The sequence below is a fragment of the Flavobacterium sp. KACC 22758 genome (assembly GCF_028736135.1).
Taxonomy (GTDB): Bacteria; Bacteroidota; Bacteroidia; order Flavobacteriales; family Flavobacteriaceae; genus Flavobacterium; species Flavobacterium johnsoniae.
Genome location: NZ_CP117878.1, coordinates 1118560 through 1140336, shown reverse-complemented (window position 1 = coordinate 1140336; position 21777 = coordinate 1118560). Strand labels below are relative to the sequence as shown.

Genomic DNA, 21777 nt, shown 5'->3' with positions numbered 1-21777 from the left:
GTTTTTAGCACACAACATTTAACAAATAACATTTAACTTTTTACAAGAAAATGACAACTAATAAATCCACATCATTGTTTGAAAGTAAACAGGTAAAAGAAGCCTTAGCGCAGTCTTTTGTCAAGCTGAACCCAAAAATGATGATCAAAAATCCGGTAATGTTTACCGTAGAAATTGGAACAGCTATTATGTTTGCTGTCTGCATTTCAATATTAATGGGTGCAAATGATCAGGGAAGTTTTACTTATAACCTAATTGTATTTTTAATTTTACTGGCAACGCTTTTATTTGCCAATTTCGCCGAAGCTATTGCCGAAGCAAGAGGAAAAGCACAAGCCGACAGTTTAAGAAAAACAAGAGAAGAAACTCCTGCAAAACAAATTTTACCTAACGGAGAAATTAGAAACATTAGTTCTTCGGCATTAAAAAAAGACGATATATTCGTTTGTGAAGCCGGTGATTTAATTGCTGCCGATGGTGAGATTATCGAAGGTCTGGCTACCATTGATGAAAGTGCCATTACCGGAGAAAGTGCTCCTGTAATCAGGGAATCTGGCGGAGATAAATCTTCGGTTACCGGAGGAACAAAAGTATTATCTGATAAAATCAAAGTAAGAGTGACTTCTGAACCTGGCGAAAGCTTTTTAGATAAAATGATTGCTTTGGTTGAAGGTGCGAGCCGTCAGAAAACACCAAACGAAATTGCCTTAACCATTTTATTAGCCGCATTTACTTTAATCTTCGTGATTGTGTGCGTTACGCTAAAACCGTTTGCCGACTATGCCAACGCACCCATCACGATTGCGGCTTTCATTGCTTTGTTTGTGTGTTTGATTCCAACTACAATTGGTGGTTTGCTTTCTGCAATTGGTATTGCGGGAATGGACAGAGCGTTGCGAGCTAACGTAATTACAAAATCTGGTAAAGCGGTTGAAACTGCTGGGGATATTGATGTACTGCTTTTGGATAAAACAGGAACCATCACCATTGGAAACAGAAAAGCAACCAATTTTTATCCAACAAAAGGAATTTCTTTTGATGACTTTGTGAAATCTGCTGTTTTGAGTTCGCTTGCAGATGATACTCCGGAAGGGAAAAGTATTCTCGAGTTAAGTGAAATGTTAGATGTGAAAAATGAAACAAAAGCGAGCTTTTTACAAACTACTTCAGATATTTCACACACAATAAAATTTACTGCCGAAACCAGAACTTCCGGAGTCGTATTAAAAGACGGAACCAATATTAGAAAAGGTGCACAAGACGCTGCAAAAAATATTGCGCAACAAGCCGGAAATTCTTTCCCTGAAGATACTGCACAACAAGTAATTTCTATTTCGTCTAACGGAGGGACGCCATTAGTAGTAATCAAAAACAATGAAGTTCAAGGTGTTATCGAACTTCAGGATATTATAAAAACCGGAATGAAAGAGCGTTTTGAGCGTTTACGCAGAATGGGAATCAAAACGGTTATGGTTACAGGTGACAATCCGCTTACAGCTAAATTTATTGCCGAAGCTGCTGGTGTTGATGATTTTATTGCCGAAGCTAAACCTGAGGATAAAATGAATTACATCAGAAAAGAACAAGCCGAAGGACGACTAGTAGCCATGATGGGTGACGGAACAAATGATGCTCCTGCCCTTGCTCAGGCGAATGTTGGAGTTGCCATGAACAGCGGAACTCAAGCTGCAAAAGAAGCAGGAAACATGGTCGATCTTGACAATGACCCAACGAAACTAATCGAGATTGTTGAAATTGGAAAACAGCTTTTAATGACTCGAGGTACTTTAACTACTTTTTCTATTGCAAATGACGTTGCGAAATATTTTGCTATTGTTCCTGCTCTTTTTATTACTGCGATTCCTGCACTGCAAGGTTTGAATATTATGCATTTGCATAGTCCTGAAAGTGCCATTTTATCGGCTGTAATTTTCAACGCGGTTATCATTCCAATTTTGATTCCGCTTGCGCTGAAAGGTGTTGATTACCGTCCAATTGGGGCTAGTGCGATCTTAAAAAGAAACCTTTTAATTTATGGTCTTGGCGGATTAATTGTTCCTTTTATTGGAATCAAATTGATTGATGTGATTGTTGCACTCTTCATGTAAAAATTAAACCTGACAGGTTTACAAAAACTCAAATTAAAAACATAGACTTTGGATTCCTTAAGCTTCTAAGAAAAAAACTTAGAACCTTAGCATCTTAGAGTCTTAGAATCTCAAAAGAAATGAAAAATCTATTTTCTATAATAAAACTTACTGCGGTTACATTAATCTTATTCGCAGTTATTTATCCTTTAGCGATTTACGGAATCGCACAATTGGCTCCAAATCAAGGAAAAGGAGAAACAATTTCGGTTAACGGAAAAGTGGTTGGTTATCAAAAAATTGGTCAAAAATTCGATAAGTCGAATTATTTCTGGGGAAGACCTTCGGCTGTTGATTATAATGCTGCAGGAAGTGCCGGAAGCAACAAAGGTCCAAGCAACGCCGAATATCTGGCTTTGGTTCAAAAAAGAATTGATACGCTTTTATTGGTTCATCCGTACTTGAAAAAATCTGATATTCCTGCTGATATGGTTACGGCTTCTGGAAGCGGTTTAGATCCGAATGTTTCTCCGCAAGGGGCGCTGATTCAGGTTAAACGAATTGCTAAAGAAAGAAAACTGGACGAAGCGAAAGTAAAATCTTTGGTGGAATCTAAAATTAATACTGCTGTTGTTGGTCCTGAAACTGTGAATGTTCTGGAATTGAATGTGGCTTTGGATCAGCTACGCTAGAAAAGGTTCTGAGGTTCTGAGTCGCTATCCTGATAGCTATCGGGACTAAGGTTTTTCTCCTAACAGGTTTTAGAAACCTGTTAGGTATTATAAACCGAGTAACCACACCGTTTGTCATCCCGAGGAACGAGGGATCTCCACAAGTAGCTCGACAAAGATTATCGATTTACTTTACGGAGTTACTTACGAAGATTTTTCCTTCCTCGCAATGACAAACTGTGGCGAGAGTTGGAATCGAAAAACTAAACTTACAATAATACCTAACAGGTTTTGGAAACCTGTTAGGATATGAAAATATTATAATACAAAACACCTTTTTTCCCCAAATGCCCTAGCCCCGATAGTAGTGGAAATCCTTTTTCTGGCTTCTTTAGCCAGGAAAAGATTGAAACGGATAGCGGGATTAGCTCCTAAAAAATCTACTAATAAATAATAGAATACCACAAAAATGAAAAAAATAATACTTACCGCTTTAATCGCTTTTGGTTATAGCAATTTACAAGCACAAGAAGAATCTAAAAGTCCGCTGACATTTTCAGGATATGTAGACGCTTATTACAGTTATGATTTCGGGAAACCTGAAAATCATACTCGGCCAAACTTTTTTTACAGTTATAATAAAAGCAACGAGGTAAACCTGAATTTGGGAATGGCGAAAGTGAATTATTCGAAAGAAAATATTCGAGGGAATTTTGCCTTGATGGCGGGAACTTATGCCGAGTATAACATGTCGGCAGAACAAGGTTTGCTGAAAAATATCTACGAGGCAAATGTTGGTGTAAAGATTTCGAAAAACCATAATTTATGGGTTGATGCGGGAATCATGCCTTCGCATATTGGATTTGAAAGTGCAATTGGAAAAGACTGCCAGACTTTAACAAGAAGTATTATGGCTGAGAATTCTCCTTATTATGAAGCGGGAGTCAAAATTGGTTATACTTCTGAATCTGGAAAATGGTACTTGGCAGCGATGTATTTGAACGGTTGGCAGAGAATTCAGAAAATCGATGGGAATCAAACCCCTGCTTTTGGAACGCAAGTTACCTACAAACCTTCTGATAGGGTTGCTTTGAACTGGAGTACTTATGTTGGAAATGAACAGCCGGATATTGATAAAAAATGGCGTTATTTCAACAACTTTTACGGACAATTTAAGGTTACGGAAAAGACAAATATTACAGCTGGTTTTGATGTTGGATCTCAGCAGTCGGCAAAAGGAAGTAATAAATATGATACCTGGTTTTCGCCAGTTTTGATTCTGCAATACAAGCCAGTTGACAAGATTCAGCTTGCAGTACGCGGTGAATATTATAGTGATGAAAAGGGTGTAATTATCGCGACTGAAACGCCAAATGGTTTTAAAACTTATGGATTTTCAGCTAACTTTGATTACTTAGTTACTGATAATGTTATGTTTAGAATTGAAGCAAGAAATCTTTCGAGTAAAGACGAAATCTTCACCAATAAAGACAATCTTCCAACGGATACGAATACGTTCGTGACAACTTCGCTGGCGATTAGTTTTTAGAAGAATATTTCTTGCCACAGATTACACAGATTAAAAGGATTTTTTTGTGCTAATTTATTCGCCACGAATTCACGAATTATTTTAAATAAAAATTCGTGAATTTGTGGTTAAAAAAAAATAAAAACTTTGTGACTTAGCGCCTTCGTGGCAAAAAAACATGAAAGAAGAAAACGAAAATAACGCACAGCATTTTCTCGATTTAATTCAGAAATCACGAAAGGGGAAGTTTAAAATCTACATTGGAATGAGTGCCGGTGTGGGCAAGACTTTCCGTATGCTGCAGGAAGCGCATTCGTTATTAAAAAACGGAATCGATGTCAAAATTGGCTACATTGAAACGCATATGCGAAAGGAAACGCATGAATTATTAGCTGGTTTACCAATAATTCCGAGACGGACCATTTTCTATAAAGGAAAAGAATTAGAAGAACTCGATGTTCAGGCGATTATCAATCTTCGTCCTGAAGTGGTTATTGTTGATGAATTGGCACATACGAACGTTGAAGGAAGCAAAAATGAAAAACGCTGGCAGGATGTTTTAGAAATTCTGGAAGCTGGAATAAATGTAATTTCGGCGGTTAATATTCAGCATATTGAGAGTTTAAATGAAGACGTAAAAAGAATTACAAACATTGATGTTCAGGAACGTATTCCGGACAATGTTTTACGATTAGCAGATGAAGTCGTGAATATCGATTTAACATCAGAAGATTTGATTGCGCGTTTGAAAGAAGGAAAAATTTATACTGCGGATAAAATTCAGACGGCTTTAACGAACTTTTTTAAATCGGAACAGATTTTACAACTTCGAGAATTGGCTTTGAAAGAAGTAGCGAGTCAAGTCGTTCGAAAAGTTGAAAATGAAGTTCCGAATCTTCATGCTTTACGACATGAGAAACTTTTGGCCTGTATTAGCAGTAATGATAAAACGGCCAAAATTGTAATTAGAAAAGCAGCTCGCTTGGCAAGCTATTATAACGGAAGCTGGTATGTTTTGTATGTCGAAACTCCGCAGGAAAGCAGTAATAAAATTGCTTTAGACAAACAAAGACATTTAATTAATAACTTTAAACTTGCCGTGCAACTAGGAGCCGAAGTTATTAAACTCGAAAATTCGAATATTGCTAATGCTATTTTGACAACTGTCGAGGAAAAACAAATTACAACTGTGTGCATCGGAAAACCGCATTTGAATTTATTTAAAGTAATTTTGTCTACAACAATTTTCAGACGTTTGCTAAACAAGCTGTCTTTATCAAATGTTGATCTTGTTATTCTGTCTTAAAAGTTTTTAAACCATATAAGTTATATAAGTTCATTTAATGCGGGACGTTGAATTTTAACCGCAAAGAGCGCAGTGATTTACGCAAAGTTCGCTAGAGTTTTTTGCTCGAAGACACAAGGACGCAAAGCTTTTACTTTAATCTTTGCGTGCTTTGCGAAACCTTAGCGCTCTTTGCGGTTAAATTTTAAGCACAGTTTTTAAATGAACTTATATAACTTATATGGTTCAAAAAAAATTAAATGTTTTATAAAATGAGAATTAAAACCAAATTGAATCTGGGTGTTGGATTGTTATTTTTAATGATTATCATTCTCTCGTTAGTGAGTGCTTATTCTGTTTTTTTGATTAAGCAAGACACCGAGAATATTCTGAAATCCAATTACAATACGTTGGAATATTCCCGAAATATGATTTTTGCTTTGGACGGAATCAAATCGGATTCAAAAGAAACGATTCAGAATTTTGAAGAAAATCTCAAAAAGCAGACTCAAAATATTACAGAACCAGGCGAAAAGCAAGCCACCGAAAAACTGAAAGCCAGCTTTGCCCTTTTAGATAAAAATAATGCCGATGAATATATAAAAGCTCAGATTCGTCAGGATATTTTTGCGATTATGAAACTGAATCTTGACGCCATAAAACAGAAAAGCGATATCGCCAAACACTCGGCTGAAACGGCCAATTTGTCGATTGCCATCGTGGGAACTTTATGCTTTCTGATTGCTTTTAATTTATTGGTTAATCTGCCCAATAATATTGCGAATCCTATTAGAGAATTAACGCAGAGTATTAAGGAAATTGCCAATAAAAACTATTCAGAACGTGTTCATTTTACGAGTCATAGCGAATTTGGAGATCTTGCAAAATCATTCAATACCATGGCGCAAAAACTTGAAGAATATCATGACAGCAATGTTTATAAACTTCTTTTTGAAAAGAAACGACTGGAAACCCTGATCAATAATATGAACGATCCTATTATTGGTTTGGACAACGAAGGAATTGTTTTGTTTGTGAATGATGAAGCATTGAAAATTATTGGTCTAAAATCTGAAGATATTATTGGAAAACCAGCTTCTGAACTAGCCATTTCTAATGATTTAATTCGTTCTTTAATTCTGAAAGAAAGTGAAACTCCTAAAAAACAGGCTCTCAAAATTTTTGCTCACGGAAAAGAAAGTTATTTCGAAAAAGAAATTCACAATATCACGATAACACCAACTGGAGAAGAAAAAGAAATTAATATTGGTGATGTGATTATTCTGAGAAATATTACGCTTTTTAAAGAATTGGATTTTGCTAAAACCAATTTCATTGCAACTGTTTCTCATGAATTAAAAACGCCTATTGCTTCTATAAAATTAAGTCTTCAATTGCTTGAAAATGAAAAAACGGGTGATATGAACGACGACCAAAAACAATTGGTTGAAAGTATAAAAGATGACAGTCAGCGTTTGTTGAAAATTACAGGAGAGTTATTAAATTTATCGCAACTGGAAACTGGAAACATTCAGCTGAATATTGGAAAAAGCAATCCGCACGAAATTGTGAAATATGCTGTAGAAGCTGTAAAAGTTCAGGCAGATCAAAAACAGATTCAGTTAGTTATTGATGCCAATGAAAATCTCAAAAATGTAAAAGCCGATGCCGAAAAAACAGGCTGGGTTTTGATTAATTATCTATCGAATGCCATTAGATATTCGTCTGAAAAAAGCACGATTCTCATTAAATTAAAAGAAGAAAATAATCAGATGGTTTTTCAGGTTATTGATACCGGAAAAGGAATTGATACAAGATATAAAGACAAGGTTTTTGATAAATATTTTCAAGTTCCGGGCAGTCAAAAATCTGGAACGGGATTAGGTTTGGCGATTAGCAAAGAATTTATTGAAGCTCAAAATGGAAGTGTTGGTGTTGAGAGTAATTTGGGATTAGGAAGTACGTTTTGGTTTTCGCTGAAGGTTTAGAAGAATTGTGAATTATTAAAAGAAAAAATATTAAAAAAGCTTCGGAGAAGCGAGATATTTACAGCTAATTTGATTCACGTTGATAATAAGCTCCAGCGGAGCGACATATTTCACCCCGCTGGGGCTTAAAAAACACGCCTAATAAATTTTCTATAAATATATCGTCCCGCTGGGACTTATTTACTTAAAATCATCAATCTGAATAAAATAAAAATAAGCCAATCTTAATCCAACTACCTCATTTAAAACCAACAAATTAAAGTTAGCTTAAGGTTCTATTAAGACCAAAATAACAGCGTTAAACATTCGTTACTATTGCAAAATATAAACGACAAAAACAATGTTCCACAAAACGATTTCCCTTGTATTTTTATTCGTATTATTTTCTGCGAATGCACAGCAAAATGATTCGATCACAAAAATTGACAGTACTTCTCATAATTTAAAATTCAATTACAAACAATTAATTATTCCGGGTGTATTAATTGGTTATGGTGTAATTGGTTTAAAAAGTGATCAGCTTTTGAGTTTTAATCACCAGATTAAAGATGAAGTAACTGAAGACATTGACGAGAAAATTACAATTGATGATTTTTCTCAATATGCTCCTGCTGCATCAGTATATGCATTGAATGCTTTTGGCGTAAAAGGCAAGAATAATATGCGCGACCGTTCTGTAATCCTTGTGACTTCGTATGCAATTATGGCTACAACGGTTTTGGGTTTAAAATCGATTTCGCATGTAGAAAGACCTGACGGAAGTTCGAATAACTCTTTTCCTTCCGGGCATACTGCAACTGCCTTTATGGGTGCTGAATTTTTATACCAAGAATACAAAGACAAATCGATTTGGTACGGAATTGCAGGTTATGCTGTTGCAACAGGAACTGGGCTTTTCAGAATTTACAATAACCGCCATTGGCTGACAGACGTCGCTGCCGGAGCTGGAATTGGAATTTTGAGTACGAAAATTGCCTATTGGGTCAATCCATATATTACCAAGAAACTGTTTAAGTCATCAGCCGAAAATAAATCTACCTCTATGATAATGCCTTTTTATAACGGGCAGCAATATGGATTGGGATTTGTGAAGGTTTTTTAGTTTTTTTTTCGCCACAGATTTCACAGATTAAAAAGATTATTTTTTTTTCGCCACGAATTCACGAATTATTTTAAATCAAAATTTGTGAATTCGCAGCGAAAAAATTTCCACAAAGCCATTCAAAAATCCTTTTAATCTGTGAAATCTGTGGCTATAAACTAAGCATTCGAAGTATTATTCTTAATCTCTCTAACTTCCCTTTTCAATTCTAAAAGCAAATCTTTCATTGCTCCGGTTTCTGTTATTTCTTGTTTCTTATCAGAACGGCCTATATTACATTCGTATTCCCAAATCTCCAAAATATCAGAAGCTTTCACTTCATAATTTGGATAAAAACTATTATCCGATTCTAAAACCAAGGCATTCTTTTTGTTTTTATTGAGACGCTTATATACCATTCCTTCATTCTTAGTAATAAGAATATAGGTTTTGCCATCCATAACCTCTCCCAGTTTTTCTACATAACGGCCAATAATAATAGAACCATCTTCGTGTGGAGGCATTGAATCGCCTTCAACGGGAAATCCGCGATGTTTGCCAGGTCCTAAAAACGGAAGTGTAATCTGCTGTAAACTTTCAATATATTCTGGATCAGCATATCCGTTTAAATAACCTGCTTTTGCTTTTTGAGATACGATTTCGATAAAATTTTCTCCAAAACTATCAACCTGAATAGGAAGAATAAGTCGGTTACCTTCCAGCTTTATCAAATTCTGTACATCAATTTTGCGTATATCGACAGATAATATCAAGTCAATACTCATATGAAAATACAACGCAATTTTCTTTAAAATGTCATACGGTGCTTCCGAAGTTCCATCTTCGTATTTCACGTATCTTCCTCTGGTAATACTAAGGTTTTCAGCTAATTTCTCCTGCGATATTTTATGCTTCACCCTTAATGCTCTGATGTTGTCTGAAAATAAGGACATAATTAATTTTGTTATAATTTGGAACAGCAAATATATGAAAAAATGTTGCTGTCTGTACTAATTTTGTAAATGTAAAAAATTAAGTTTCTGAAGTGATTATGAATCTGAGAAATATAAATACCACAAAATCAATAGAATTTTATATCCCGGATACAAGCACGGAAGTAAAAGTACCTTTTTTTGATGTTGGAATCAGTGCGGGGTTTCCTTCGCCTGCTGATGACTTTATCGAATTATCGATTGATCTCAATAAAGAACTCATCAAACATAAATACACTACTTATTTTGCCAGGGTAAAAGGGTATTCTATGAAAAATGCCGGCATTCATGATGGTGATTTATTAATTATTGATAAAAGTCTGGAACCGCAAAACAATAAAATTGCTGTGTGTCAAATTGATGGTGAATTTACGGTAAAACGCATTAAAATAGAAAAAGACATTATCTGGCTTATTGCCGAAAATGAAGATTATAAACCAATAAAAGTGACTCCAGAAAATAATTTCGTGATCTGGGGAATTGTAACTCATAGTATCAAAACTTTTTAAGTTATTGTTAGTCTGAGCTAAGTTGAAGACCTTTTATACGATAAAACCCTTCGACTTCGCTCAGGGTGACAAAACAGAAATAGAAAACAAATTTAAAATGTTTGCTTTAGTCGATTGTAATAATTTTTATGCTTCCTGCCAAAGGGTATTTGAACCGCATTTAAGAGAAAAACCTATAGTTATTCTCTCTAATAATGACGGCTGTGTTATTTCGCGGTCTGATGAAGCTAAAGCTTTGGGCATACCAATGGCTATTCCCGCTTTTAAGTACGAATCTGTTTTTAAAGAAAAAAACATTTTTGTTTATTCTTCTAATTATCCGTTATACGGCGATATGAGCAATCGGGTAATGAACCTGCTTAGAACTTATACCCCTGAAATCGAAATCTACAGTATCGATGAAGCTTTCTTGAAATTTTCAGGCTACGATTTATTTGATATGAATGCCTTGGGTTTAAAAATGCGTAAAGAAGTCACACAAGGAACAGGCATTCCTGTCAGCATTGGTTTTGCTTCTACTAAGGCTCTGGCTAAAATGGCGAATAAAATTGCCCGAAAATTTGCAGATCGCACACAAAATGTTCATTGTATTGATTCTGAAGAAAAAAGAGTTAAAGCCTTAAAATGGTCGAAAATTGAAGATGTCTGGGGAATTGGAAGAAAACACGCGAAACGTCTTAAAGCAAAAAAAATTAATACCGCTTATGAATTTACTCAGCTTCCAGATGCATGGGTGAGAAAAGAAATGTCAGTAGTCGGGCTTCGGTTAAAGCATGAATTAGAAGGCAAACCAACTTTAGACTTAGAAGAAGCTGCAGATCGTAAAATGATCGCTACAACAAGGTCTTTCGAAAAAAGATATACTTCTTATGAAGAAATATCAGAGCGAATCAGCACATTTACAGCCTCATGTGCTGAGAAATTAAGACGACAAAATTGTCATTGTAATATGGTCACTGTTTTTATCCAAACGAGTTTTATAAAAAACGAAGAATCACACTATTCGAGAAGCATTACGATTACAACAGATTTCCCAACTAATTCTACGATAGAACTTAATGCTGCAGCTCAAAAAGGATTTAAAGCTATTTTTAAAAAGGGTTATCGCTATAAAAAAGCAGGCGTAATTGTAATGGGCTTAACGCCAAACAGCGAAACACAGCTTAATTTATTTGAAACTTCAAATCCTAAACACCAGCCTTTAATGAGTGTTATCGACAAAATGAACCAAAATTATGGTAATAATAAAATTAAATTTGGTGTGCAGTCTCTTGGAAGACAATGGAAAATGAAACAAAACAGATTATCTCCTAAGTTTTCTACCTCACTTAAAGACGTTATTACTGTTAAAGCCTAAAAAGCAAATTATTACAGATTTAAAATTTTAATAAACAACAGAAAACCAATCGATTTTACGTTATATAGAAATGAAGAATCAGGAATATGCCATAGTCGATATTGAAACCACAGGAGGAAATGCCAGTGGAAGCCGTATAACAGAAATTGCCATTATTATTCATGATGGTAAAAATGTGCTGGATCGTTATGAAACACTGGTAAATCCTGAACAGGACATACCTCCTTCTATTTTTGGATTAACAGGTATAAATAACGAAATGGTGGCTAATGCACCAATCTTTGATGATATTTCTGAGAAAGTTCTCGAAATGCTTACAGACCGCATTTTTGTAGCGCATAATGTTAACTTCGATTATTCATTTGTTCATCATCAGCTGGAACAGGCAGGTTTCAAATGGTCGGCAAAAAAACTTTGTACAGTTCGCGCCGCCAGAAAAATCAAACCGGGTTTAGGTTCATACAGTTTAGGAAATCTTTGTAACTCTTTAAATATATCTTTAGAAAACAGACACCGTGCCGGAGGAGACGCAGATGCAACAGCCATATTATTTTCGCTTTTGTTAGAATGGGATGATGCTGGAGAAATCGAAAAAATGATCAAGAAAACGGCACAAGATCAGCGCTTACCTCCTAACCTTCCTCCTGATGATTTTAATAATTTACCTGAAAAACCGGGAATCTATTATTTTTATAATCAGGCAAAAAAAGTAATTTATGTTGGAAAAGCTGTTAATTTAAAAAAACGTGTTACATCGCATTTTACAGGCAATAATATCAACCCGCAAAGACAACATTTTTTAAGAGACATTTACGGAATTTCTTTTGAGATCTGCGCAACTGAATTAATGGCGCTTCTTTTAGAATGCACCGAAATCAAAAAACTCTGGCCTACTTACAACAGAGCTTTAAAACGTTTTGAGGCTAAATTTGGCATTTATCAATACGAAGCCAGAAATGGTTATAAATATCTCGCTATTGGAAAAGTGAGTAAATTTCAAATCTGCATTCATGAATTTAATACACAGTATGACGGTATCAATTTACTGCGCAGTCTGGCAGAACAGTTCGAAATTGATCATAGATTTTGTAAATATACAAGACCGGAAGAAGGAGAATTATTTCAAAATAATGATGTAAGAAGCCTGCCTGATGTTCTGCTTCATAACGAACAAGTAGATAATGCAATTGATTATTTACTGAACAACAGACCCAGTTTTGCGATTATCGATAAAGGAAGATCTGCTGACGAACGAAGCTGTGTCTGGGTTGAAAATGGGCATTTTCACGGAATGGGCTACATACCCAGAGATATCGCCATTAACGATTATGATGAAGTAAAAAGTTATGTAACACAATATAAAAGTAATCAGTATATAGAACATTTAATTTTTACTTACGCAGAAAAACATCCTGGTAAAGTATTCTTTAACAAGCAGTTTATAAAATAAGAACATAAATAATCAGTAAATTTAATATAGATTTTAAAATTAAATGTACTATGAAAATAGCAACTTATAACGTAAACGGAATCAACGGAAGGTTAAATGTATTACTTCGATGGCTGGATGAAGCAGCTCCGGATATTGTGTGTTTACAGGAATTAAAAGCACCTCAGGATAACTTTCCTATTAAGGCTATTAATGATGCAGGTTACAATGCCGTCTGGCACGGACAAAAACAATGGAACGGTGTTGCTATTCTTGCCCGAAATATGAAAATAGAAGAAATAACCCGTACACTTCCGGGTGATGACGAAGATGTTCAAAGCCGTTATATTGAAGCTTTAATTGACGGAATTGTGATTGCGTGTCTTTATCTCCCAAACGGAAATCCAGTGCCGGGACCAAAATTTGAATATAAATTGAAATGGTTTGATCGCCTGGCTGAGCGTGCAGCAATATTATTATCCTTAAAAGTTCCTGTACTATTAATAGGTGATTATAATGTGATGCCAACAGAGCTGGATGTCTATAAACCTGAAAAATGGATAAATGATGCGCTTTTCAAACCAGAAATTAGAAAAGCATTTACAGCTATAGTTTCACAAGGATGGACAGATGCGATTAGAACATTGTATCCTGATGAGAAAATTTACACCTTCTGGGATTATTTCAGAAATGCTTATCTGCGAAATGCAGGTCTTAGAATCGATCATTTTTTATTAAGCCCGCAAATAGCATCAGCATTGCATTCCGGCGGTGTTGATCGTCATGTGCGAGGCTGGGAAAAAACAAGCGATCATGCACCTGTATGGATTCAAATTGACAAAAAATAAATGGAATAATGACACTATTTAACGACACCGAATTATTTACCACAGGTTTGGCAGGAAAAAAAGTATTTGACATTCCTGATTCTGAATTGATTTTAATTGATAATTTCTTCACAAAAGAAGAATCTGATCGTTTTTATGAAAGGCTGCTTCGCAAAACGAAATGGAGAGAATACGAAATGGAAATTTATGATAAAACCTATACTGTTCCCAGAATGATTGCCTGGTATGAAGATAAAGATAATCCGGGAGCAGATCTAAAAGGTCCTGACTGGAATTATGAATTGCTGACTATTAGAGGACGTGTAGAAAAAGAAACACAGCAGGATTTTAATACTGTACTGCTTAATTTGTACAGAGATGGAAATGATGGCGTAGGTTGGCACAGCGATAAAGAACATAATACGGGACCAAACCCAATTATTGCTTCGGTGACTTTTGGAGAAACTAGAATGTTCAGGCTGCGCCATAAATACAGTAAAGAAATTCCGCAGGTCGAAATTCCGTTACATCATGGTTCTTTTTTACTGATGGCCGGAACTACGAACAGCTTTTGGCAGCATCAAGTTCCCAAAACAGCACGAAATGTTTTACCAAGAATAAATTTAACTTTTAGACAAACACACAGAAATGTGTAATTTATTAATAACGAAAAACAACGCCGTTTTTTTAACGCTGCAACGATGAGGAAAATTCTGTCGAAAAAAGTTAAAATACTGATTGTATGAACGTTTTATTAGGCAGAGCCCTTCTTTTTTACTACTTTTGCAACCCTTTTTTAAAATATAATACCGTAATGGCTTATTCAAACAATGATTTAGCGCGCTTCTTAGATGCGCAGAACAAACTTTATCTTACTGCTCTTTCTGAAATCAGCAAAGGAAAAAAAGAAACGCACTGGATGTGGTTTATTTTTCCTCAAATAAAAGGTTTGGGAAAAAGCGATACTGCCAATCTATATGCCATTAATGACTTAAAAGAAGCTTTTGATTATTTAGAACATCCAATTTTAGGAAAACATTTAATCGAAATATCAGAGCTTTTATTAACCTTTAAAATGAAATCTGCTGACGGAATTTTTGGAGATTTAGATGCCCGTAAATTACGTTCGTGTATGACTTTATTTTCTTTAACAGAAAATGCAAATCCAATATTTCAGGAAGTTCTGGATGCTTTTTTCTCCGGAGAAATTGATCCGCTTACTATATCTATTATTAATTCATCTATAAAATCATCTGTTGAACCTGCTGTTGTATAACAAATTTCAATAGATTATTTAATATCAAAAGACACTGTGTTTTAGCAGTGTCTTTTTTTATTCTATTAAATTACAATTACTGCTTTTTAGACTACCCCAAAAAAACGCCGATTCTCGATTATAAATTTGTTTGTACTAAAAAAGCGCCTTTATATAAAGACGCTTTTTATAATTTAAATTAAAAATTTCAGATCAAATAAAAGTTTACTCTTTTGGTTTAGTAAAATAATAAACCGGAATTCCTGTCAGCATAATTAACACTCCCCATCCGCAGGTTGAGAATTTTGTAATAAGCAGTGAAACGCATATTGCTGCAGCTGTTATTATATAAAGCATTGGTAAAAATGGATATCCAAAAGCTTTATAAGGTCTTTCGGTATTTGGCATTTTTCTTCTCAAAATAAAGATTCCGTATATCGTTAAAATATAGAAAATCAAGACAATGATAATTACAAAGTCTAACAAATCACCATATTTTCCTGTAAGACATAAAGCCGAAGCCCAAAAACATTGTGCCCAAAGTGCCCATGCAGGAACACTTGATTCATTTAAAACAGCTGCCTTTTTAAAGAATAAACCATCCTTTGCCATTGTATAATATACTCTCGCTCCAGCCATAATTAATCCGTTGTTGCAGGCAAAAGTCGAAATCATAATCATAATTGCAATAATCAGCGTTCCTATATTTCCAAAAATATATTGTGATGCTACAACGGCAACACGATCTGATTTTGCTGTTGCAATTTCTTCTAACGGAATTACGGCTAAATACATAATATTCGTTAAAACATAAATAATGGTTACAATAAAAGTTCCCAGAAACAAACTTAAACCAACATTCCGCTGCGGATTTTTAATTTCTCCAGCAATAAAAGTAACACCATTCCAGGCATCACTCGAAAATAAAGATCCAACCATTGCAGCTGAAATTCCGGTTATTAATGCAGTTCCTCCTATTGGCATCCATGAGCCGCTTTCTTTATCAAATGCACGAGTATTCCATGCATCGGCCCAGTTCGCATCCCAAACAGAAGCTTTTGCTGCAAGCGTTAATCCGAAAACAATTAAGCCCAATAATGATAAAATTTTAATAATCGTAAGAACAGTTTGAAGAATTTTACCGTTTTTAACACCACGGCTATTAATATAAGTCAATAAAATAATAGTGAATATCGATACTAACTGCGCAGCATTTAGTTTAAATGAACCTATTTCATAAAGTATATTTTCATCACTCAATGGTTCGTATAAATAAGCAGCAAATTTTGAGAAAGCTACTCCCACTGCCGCAATAGTTCCGGTTTGAATTACTGCAAAAAAGCTCCAACCGTACAAAAAAGCTATTAACTTGTTATACGCTTCTTTTAAGTAAACATATTGCCCACCGGCTTTTGGAAACATGGCGCTCAACTCTCCATAGCTGACAGCTGCTATAATGGTAATCAATCCTGATATCAGCCAAATTAAAGTAAGCCATCCTGCAGATCCTACCTGTCTGGCTATATCGGCGCTTACAATAAATATTCCAGATCCAATCATTGAACCAACCACAAGCATGGTTCCGTCTAATAATCCGAGTTCTCTTTTAAAATGTTCTTGGTTCTCTTCTTGCATTGTTTTTGGTTTTAGGTTGGTTAAAGATATACTTTTTTCTCAAAATTTGAATTTTCTGTTATAAATTTTGAAATTCTCAAATTAAAAATCATAAATAGAAAATTATCCCATATTAATAGAGATATTAATATTCAAAGTATTAAACAAATCTTCCACTTAACTTTTTTATTGTTAAACAAAAAATCAATAGTAATTTCATATTTCATTTTAAAAAACCTAAGTAAAATTGCAATATTTTTATTCCAAAAAAAACAAAAAAATATAAGATATTAAAAATCAAATAATTAAATTAAAAAATAAGAATAAGAAACAAAATAACAAGTCTTGTAAAAAGATTCGTATTTTTTACTAAATTTGGTAAAAGACTTCATTAGTCTTAAAATTTACATTTTTTTATTAACAATTGTTTATTTTAATTTCTTCTGAATAATCAGCCTCAAGATTATTTTAAGAATAAACTAAACAATCAAAACATAAGGCAGAACATTAATATTAAACCTACTAATATGAAAATCATGCATAAGGTTCGTTCTTTACAAAGCCTCCGTTTGCCGAATGTGTTTATTTTAATATTAATCGTATTCATTTCTTGTGCATTATTGATCTGCATTAATTTTTTCACCATTAAAATTTTATCTGCCAACAGGGCTTATGTTAATGGAGAATCACATTATTCTAAGGGGCAAAAAGATGCTTCACGTCATCTTATCACTTATCTCTACAACAAAGACCCAAATCAATGGAAACTATACAAAGAAGAATTAAAAGTTCCTCAAGGCGATGGAATTGCCCGAAAAACTCTTTTAAAGGCAGGCGATAATGAGGTAGCAAGAAAAGGTTTTTTAGCCGGCCGTAATCATAAAGATGATTTAGATGATATTGTCTGGCTGTTTGTAAACTTTAAAAAAGTTTCATTTCTGGCAAAAGCAATTCACGAATGGGAACAAGGAGATAATTTAATTGATGAACTTTTTATAATTGGAACTCAAATTAATGCAAAAATCGAACACAATTCATTGACTGAAGCTGATCAAAAGAAATTCATTCTTCAAATCAGCCGTATTAGTGATAAGCTTACTATTAATCAGCGTAATTTCTCGAATACTCTGGGAGAAGGAACCCGAAAAATAAAAACACTTTTAACAATCACCAACATCGTTTTTATTTTAATAATCGTTTTAAGTGTTTGTTCCTATTATTCAATAATGGTAAAACGTCTGACTATTTCTAAAAAGGAAATTGAAGTTAAAAATGAGGATCTAACTTTAGTTAATCATGAATTAGACCGCTTTGTTTACAGCGCCTCTCACGACTTAAGATCTCCTATTACATCTTTAAAAGGCCTGATTGAGATTACACAATTGGAAGATGACATCGATCAAATAAAAGACTATTTAAAATTAATGCATCAAAGTTTAACGAAGCAGGATCAATTTATAAGTGATATTATTGATTATTCTAAAAACAAAAGAAAACAAATTGTTATTGAACCTGTAAGCCTTAAGGAGATTTTCAACGAAGCCATTTCGCAATTAATGCACATTGAAAATGCAAGCAAAATTACTTTTAAACAAGAATTAGAGATAGATCAAATTCAGAGCGATGGTCTGCGTTTAAAAATCATTATCAGCAACTTACTTTCTAATGCAATTAAATATGCCGACAACAGTAAACAAGAAATGTTTATTTCAATTAAGACTTATCTTTCTGACGGCTTTAACAGAATTGAGGTTTCTGACAACGGAATAGGTATCAAAGAAGATTGTAAAGATTATATTTTTGAAATGTACTTTGGAACAAACAAAAATAAAGGATCCGGATTAGGTCTTTATATTGTAAAAGAAGCTGTCGAAAATATTAAAGGAAATATTTCTGTTGTTTCTGAAAACAATATTGGAAGTAAATTTATTGTAGCTATCCCAACTTCTTATGGAATTTAACTCAACTATATTATTAATTGAAGACAATTTAATTGATCAGCTTGTTACAAAACAATTACTGAAAAAAATTCTTGATATAAACCAAGTTGCTATTGCCAATAATGGATTAGAAGGTCTGCAATGGATTATAAAGAATAAAAAGGCAAAGCAGAGATTAGTCATTTTATTAGACATACAAATGCCTATAATGAATGGTTTTGAATTTTTAGATATATTTCAAACGCTTAATATGGAAATTCAAAAGGAAACTCAGATTTATGTACTTTCTTCAACTTTAGATTCTGATGAAATAGAACAAATTAGAAAAAATGAATTTGTTTGTGATTTTTTAAACAAACCTATTCCGGTTGAAGAATTAAAAAAGCAATTTTTAAATAGTTTCTTATTCTAAAATACGGTTTACCTGAGAAAAAGTTCTTTGATAATAAGGTTCTTTTGTAGAAGAAATCATAACTCCGCCATGTGTTGATGAGTGCACAAACTTAATTTCTCCGTCAGCTGCTTCAACTACCATTCCTACATGATTAATATGACGTCTGCCGTTAGTTTTAAAGAAAATCAAATCTCCTTTTTGCGCTTCTGCAGAAGCTACTTTAGTTCCTATACGAGATTGTTCGATTGAACTTCTTGGCAGTTTTATATCAAAATTTCCAAAAGTGCAGAACATTAAACCTGAACAGTCAAAACCTGATTTTGTAGTACCGCCTGAACGATAACGGGTTCCAATATTTTCAGTCGCACTTACAATAATCTGGTCGATTAAATCAGAATGATTTCCATTATAAACAAATGTAGAATCTTTTTTAACTGCTGTATTATTATCTGCAATTTGAGGCTCAGAACCAAAACTTTCGTCTAATAATGTCTTAGGTTCATTTAAAACATTTACAGCATCTGCTTTCTCTTTTGTTGTTTTGATTTTCAAAACATATCCAACCGGAAGTTTAGCTTTTATAGAAGGGTTTTGACGTTCCAGTTCTTTTACCGTTATTCCGTATTTTTTTGCGATTGCGTATTTTGTTTCTTTTGGCTGTACTTTAACCTCAAGGTCAACATCTGCAGAAGAAATGATTTCTGGTTTTTCTGTTTCCGGAGCTGTATTTTCAGCAATTACTGCTGTATTTACTGGAATAACGATTTGCTGTCCAATTTTCAGTCCCTCTGTTTCCAGCGCAGGATTTGCTTTTTTTAAATCATCAACACTAACATTGTATTTTTTAGATATTCCCCAAAGTGTTTCTTTTTGTAAAACTTCGTGCGAACCAGTAGTATTTACAGAAGTATTGTTCGCTATTGATGGTGTAGAATTTTGAGCTGACTTTACATTTTTATTCGGGATCAACAAAACCGAATTTAGTTTTAAAATTTTTGGAGCATTTGGATTCGCTTCTTGAATGTCTTTTGCTTTTACTCCATATTTTTTAGCAATTATAGTAAGGTTTTCTCCTTTTGAAATTTTATGTTTGATAAATTTTTCCTGAGAAAAAACACCAACACTAAAAAAAAACAATACTATAATTAATCTAAAAACCATACTTACCTATTAAAGTTATTACTCCTTTTAAGTTTAGACACTATTTTGAAACTCAAAAAGCACAAATATATTGCCTAAAAGGCGAATTTAACTTTTTAAAGTAAAATTTCCACGTTTTTTAACAACTAATTTACTTCAAATTAACAACCTCGGCATAAAAATTGAGCCAACTTTTTGAAATGCAGTTTTTTACATTTAGCATTCTTTTTTTCCAAAAAATCCAAAATTTGAAACCTAAAAAATGGTAAAAAAATTACTCTTGATTTTTATTTTCATTCCTTTTTTTTCTATTTCGCAAAACATAAATGGCGAAGTGTTTTCTCAAAAAGAGAATTTTCCTATTGAAAACACCAATGTATTTGCCTTGTCAAGCAAAGTAGGAACAATAACTGATCTGAATGGGAAATTTTCTTTAAAGCTGCTTCCACAATTTAAAAACGATGAAATTTTAGAATTCTCTCATATTGGATTTACCAGTCTAAAAGTACGTCTAGAAGACCTTAAGAAAGCAAATTTCATTATCTTTCTGGTTAATGAAGTCGAGAATTTATCTGAATTGACAATTACAGCCAATCATCAGTTAAAATTAAAATCAAAGCTGAACTTTAATAAACTGGCTCCTTTAAAATTCCCTATCTTCTCTTTTGGATCGTTTTTAAAGGACGATAAAATTTATGTTATAGGCGGGAATGGATCTCGTGAAGCTGATTCATGGAAGAAAGTTACTGCAGAAAAAGCCGCGCCTACTTTAAAAGATCTTCAAGACGAATTAAGTCGAAATTCAACTTTTTTGTTTTACAAAGGAGATTTTTCTACATACAATATTAAAACTGATACTTGGGAAGATTCTCCCATAAAATTCATAAAAAGAGCATATCACAATACACATTTATATGATAACTCAGTGTATGTTTTAGGAGGAAAAAGGATTTCTGTAAATGGAAAATTTGAATATTTACAAGATCAAATTGAAGTTTTAAACCTTAGTAATCAAACTACAAAAGTCGACAATACAAATCCGCATCAAGCTGCAGATTTTGCTTCGTTTACTTATAAAGACAATATTATTATAATGGGCGGTTCTATAAAAATGACCGAAAGCGGTAAAAAAACTTTCACCAACAAAGTACATATGTACAACATTACTTCCGGTTATTGGTATGAACTAGACAACATGCCAACTGCAAAAGAAACTACAGGAATCCTGCTTAATGATAAAATATATCTTATTGGAGGAAATAACAGCCAGCCTCTGCCTGAAATTGAAACTTTTGATTTGATTACACAAAAATGGCTGATTGAAGGTGAATTATTTTCAGGATTAGGAAGACCAGCAATAACTTATCATGACAATATCATTTATTTTTTTGAAGATGCAATATTTTACACCTATCACTTAAAAACAAAACAGCTGAAAGAATATAAAATTGATCTGGGTTTAAAATCTTGTTCTATGCATTTTTACAATGACAAACTTTATATAATTGGCGGCTATACACACAATGATTATTCTAAAACTCCTTCTTCAAACACATACAGTGTCTCAATTGATGAATTTCAAACAACAAAACCAAATAGAATTAAAACATTAAAAATCAAATCAGACAAAATTAATTAATCAAATAAAAAAGCGCTCTGTAAAAACACAGAGCGCTTTTT

The 21777-nt window shown here is 33.7% G+C and carries 18 protein-coding genes; 15 read left to right on the top strand and 3 right to left on the bottom strand.

Annotated elements, in window-relative coordinates:
* Positions 1-50 precede the first annotated feature (50 nt).
* The 6 genes from kdpB (at position 51) to PQ462_RS04955 (ending at position 8661) form a co-directional block, all read left to right on the top strand.
* Positions 51-2108, top strand: coding sequence for a potassium-transporting ATPase subunit KdpB (kdpB, locus tag PQ462_RS04980; protein ID WP_274252571.1), 2058 nt, complete (start codon positions 51-53; stop codon positions 2106-2108).
* Positions 2109-2227: 119 nt separating this feature from the next.
* Positions 2228-2779, top strand: coding sequence for a K(+)-transporting ATPase subunit C (locus PQ462_RS04975; protein ID WP_274252570.1), 552 nt, complete (start codon positions 2228-2230; stop codon positions 2777-2779).
* A gap of 448 nt (positions 2780-3227) precedes the next feature.
* Positions 3228-4307, top strand: coding sequence for a porin (locus tag PQ462_RS04970; protein WP_274252569.1), 1080 nt, complete (start codon positions 3228-3230; stop codon positions 4305-4307).
* A gap of 157 nt (positions 4308-4464) precedes the next feature.
* Positions 4465-5592, top strand: coding sequence for a sensor protein KdpD (locus PQ462_RS04965; protein ID WP_274252568.1), 1128 nt, complete (start codon positions 4465-4467; stop codon positions 5590-5592).
* Positions 5593-5843: 251 nt separating this feature from the next.
* Positions 5844-7559 (top strand): sensor histidine kinase, encoded by a 1716-nt coding sequence (locus tag PQ462_RS04960; protein WP_274252567.1) that lies wholly within the window; start codon positions 5844-5846, stop codon positions 7557-7559.
* 340 nt (positions 7560-7899) lie between these two features.
* Positions 7900-8661: a phosphatase PAP2 family protein gene (locus PQ462_RS04955; RefSeq protein WP_274252566.1), complete on the top strand. Its 762-nt coding sequence runs from the start codon at positions 7900-7902 to the stop codon at positions 8659-8661.
* A gap of 158 nt (positions 8662-8819) precedes the next feature.
* On the opposite strand, the gene PQ462_RS04950 is transcribed toward PQ462_RS04955, so the two are convergent.
* Positions 8820-9593 (bottom strand): XRE family transcriptional regulator, encoded by a 774-nt coding sequence (locus PQ462_RS04950; protein ID WP_125722441.1) that lies wholly within the window; start codon positions 9591-9593, stop codon positions 8820-8822.
* Between the two features lie 98 nt (positions 9594-9691).
* Between PQ462_RS04950 and PQ462_RS04945 the strand changes: the two genes are divergently transcribed.
* The 6 genes from PQ462_RS04945 (at position 9692) to PQ462_RS04920 (ending at position 15030) form a co-directional block, all read left to right on the top strand.
* On the top strand, positions 9692-10141 hold the full coding sequence (locus PQ462_RS04945; protein WP_012024039.1) for a LexA family protein: 450 nt from the start codon (positions 9692-9694) through the stop codon (positions 10139-10141).
* A 97-nt stretch (positions 10142-10238) separates the two neighbouring features.
* Entirely contained in the window at positions 10239-11498 is a 1260-nt protein-coding gene (locus tag PQ462_RS04940; RefSeq protein ID WP_274252565.1) for a Y-family DNA polymerase, read from the top strand.
* Positions 11499-11568: 70 nt separating this feature from the next.
* Positions 11569-12948 carry an exonuclease domain-containing protein gene (locus PQ462_RS04935; RefSeq protein ID WP_274252564.1) on the top strand — a complete coding sequence of 460 codons (1380 nt, stop codon included), beginning with the start codon at positions 11569-11571 and terminating at the stop codon, positions 12946-12948.
* A 50-nt stretch (positions 12949-12998) separates the two neighbouring features.
* A complete protein-coding gene (xth, locus tag PQ462_RS04930) occupies positions 12999-13775 on the top strand; it encodes an exodeoxyribonuclease III (RefSeq protein ID WP_274252563.1) in 777 nt (258 codons plus the stop codon).
* A gap of 8 nt (positions 13776-13783) precedes the next feature.
* Entirely contained in the window at positions 13784-14410 is a 627-nt protein-coding gene (locus tag PQ462_RS04925) for an alpha-ketoglutarate-dependent dioxygenase AlkB family protein (RefSeq protein ID WP_274252562.1), read from the top strand.
* A gap of 158 nt (positions 14411-14568) precedes the next feature.
* Positions 14569-15030 carry a DUF1810 domain-containing protein gene (locus PQ462_RS04920; protein WP_274253713.1) on the top strand — a complete coding sequence of 154 codons (462 nt, stop codon included), beginning with the start codon at positions 14569-14571 and terminating at the stop codon, positions 15028-15030.
* A 204-nt stretch (positions 15031-15234) separates the two neighbouring features.
* Here the strand turns inward: PQ462_RS04920 and PQ462_RS04915 are convergent, their stop codons facing one another.
* Positions 15235-16644: an APC family permease gene (locus PQ462_RS04915; RefSeq protein ID WP_274252561.1), complete on the bottom strand. Its 1410-nt coding sequence runs from the start codon at positions 16642-16644 to the stop codon at positions 15235-15237.
* A 506-nt stretch (positions 16645-17150) separates the two neighbouring features.
* Between PQ462_RS04915 and PQ462_RS04910 the strand changes: the two genes are divergently transcribed.
* Positions 17151-18584, top strand: a complete 1434-nt coding sequence (locus PQ462_RS04910) for a sensor histidine kinase (protein ID WP_274252560.1) — start codon at positions 17151-17153, stop codon at positions 18582-18584.
* Positions 18574-18975: a response regulator gene (locus PQ462_RS04905; RefSeq protein ID WP_274252559.1), complete on the top strand. Its 402-nt coding sequence runs from the start codon at positions 18574-18576 to the stop codon at positions 18973-18975. The genes PQ462_RS04910 and PQ462_RS04905 overlap by 11 nt, the downstream gene beginning before the upstream one ends.
* Here the strand turns inward: PQ462_RS04905 and PQ462_RS04900 are convergent.
* A complete protein-coding gene (locus PQ462_RS04900; protein WP_274252558.1) occupies positions 18967-20118 on the bottom strand; it encodes a peptidoglycan endopeptidase in 1152 nt (383 codons plus the stop codon). The genes PQ462_RS04905 and PQ462_RS04900 overlap by 9 nt on opposite strands.
* A gap of 241 nt (positions 20119-20359) precedes the next feature.
* Here PQ462_RS04900 and PQ462_RS04895 point away from each other — a divergent pair, with 241 nt between their 5' ends.
* Complete coding sequence (locus PQ462_RS04895; RefSeq protein WP_274252557.1) at positions 20360-21736, top strand: Kelch repeat-containing protein; 1377 nt, start codon at positions 20360-20362, stop codon at positions 21734-21736.
* Positions 21737-21777 lie beyond the last annotated feature (41 nt).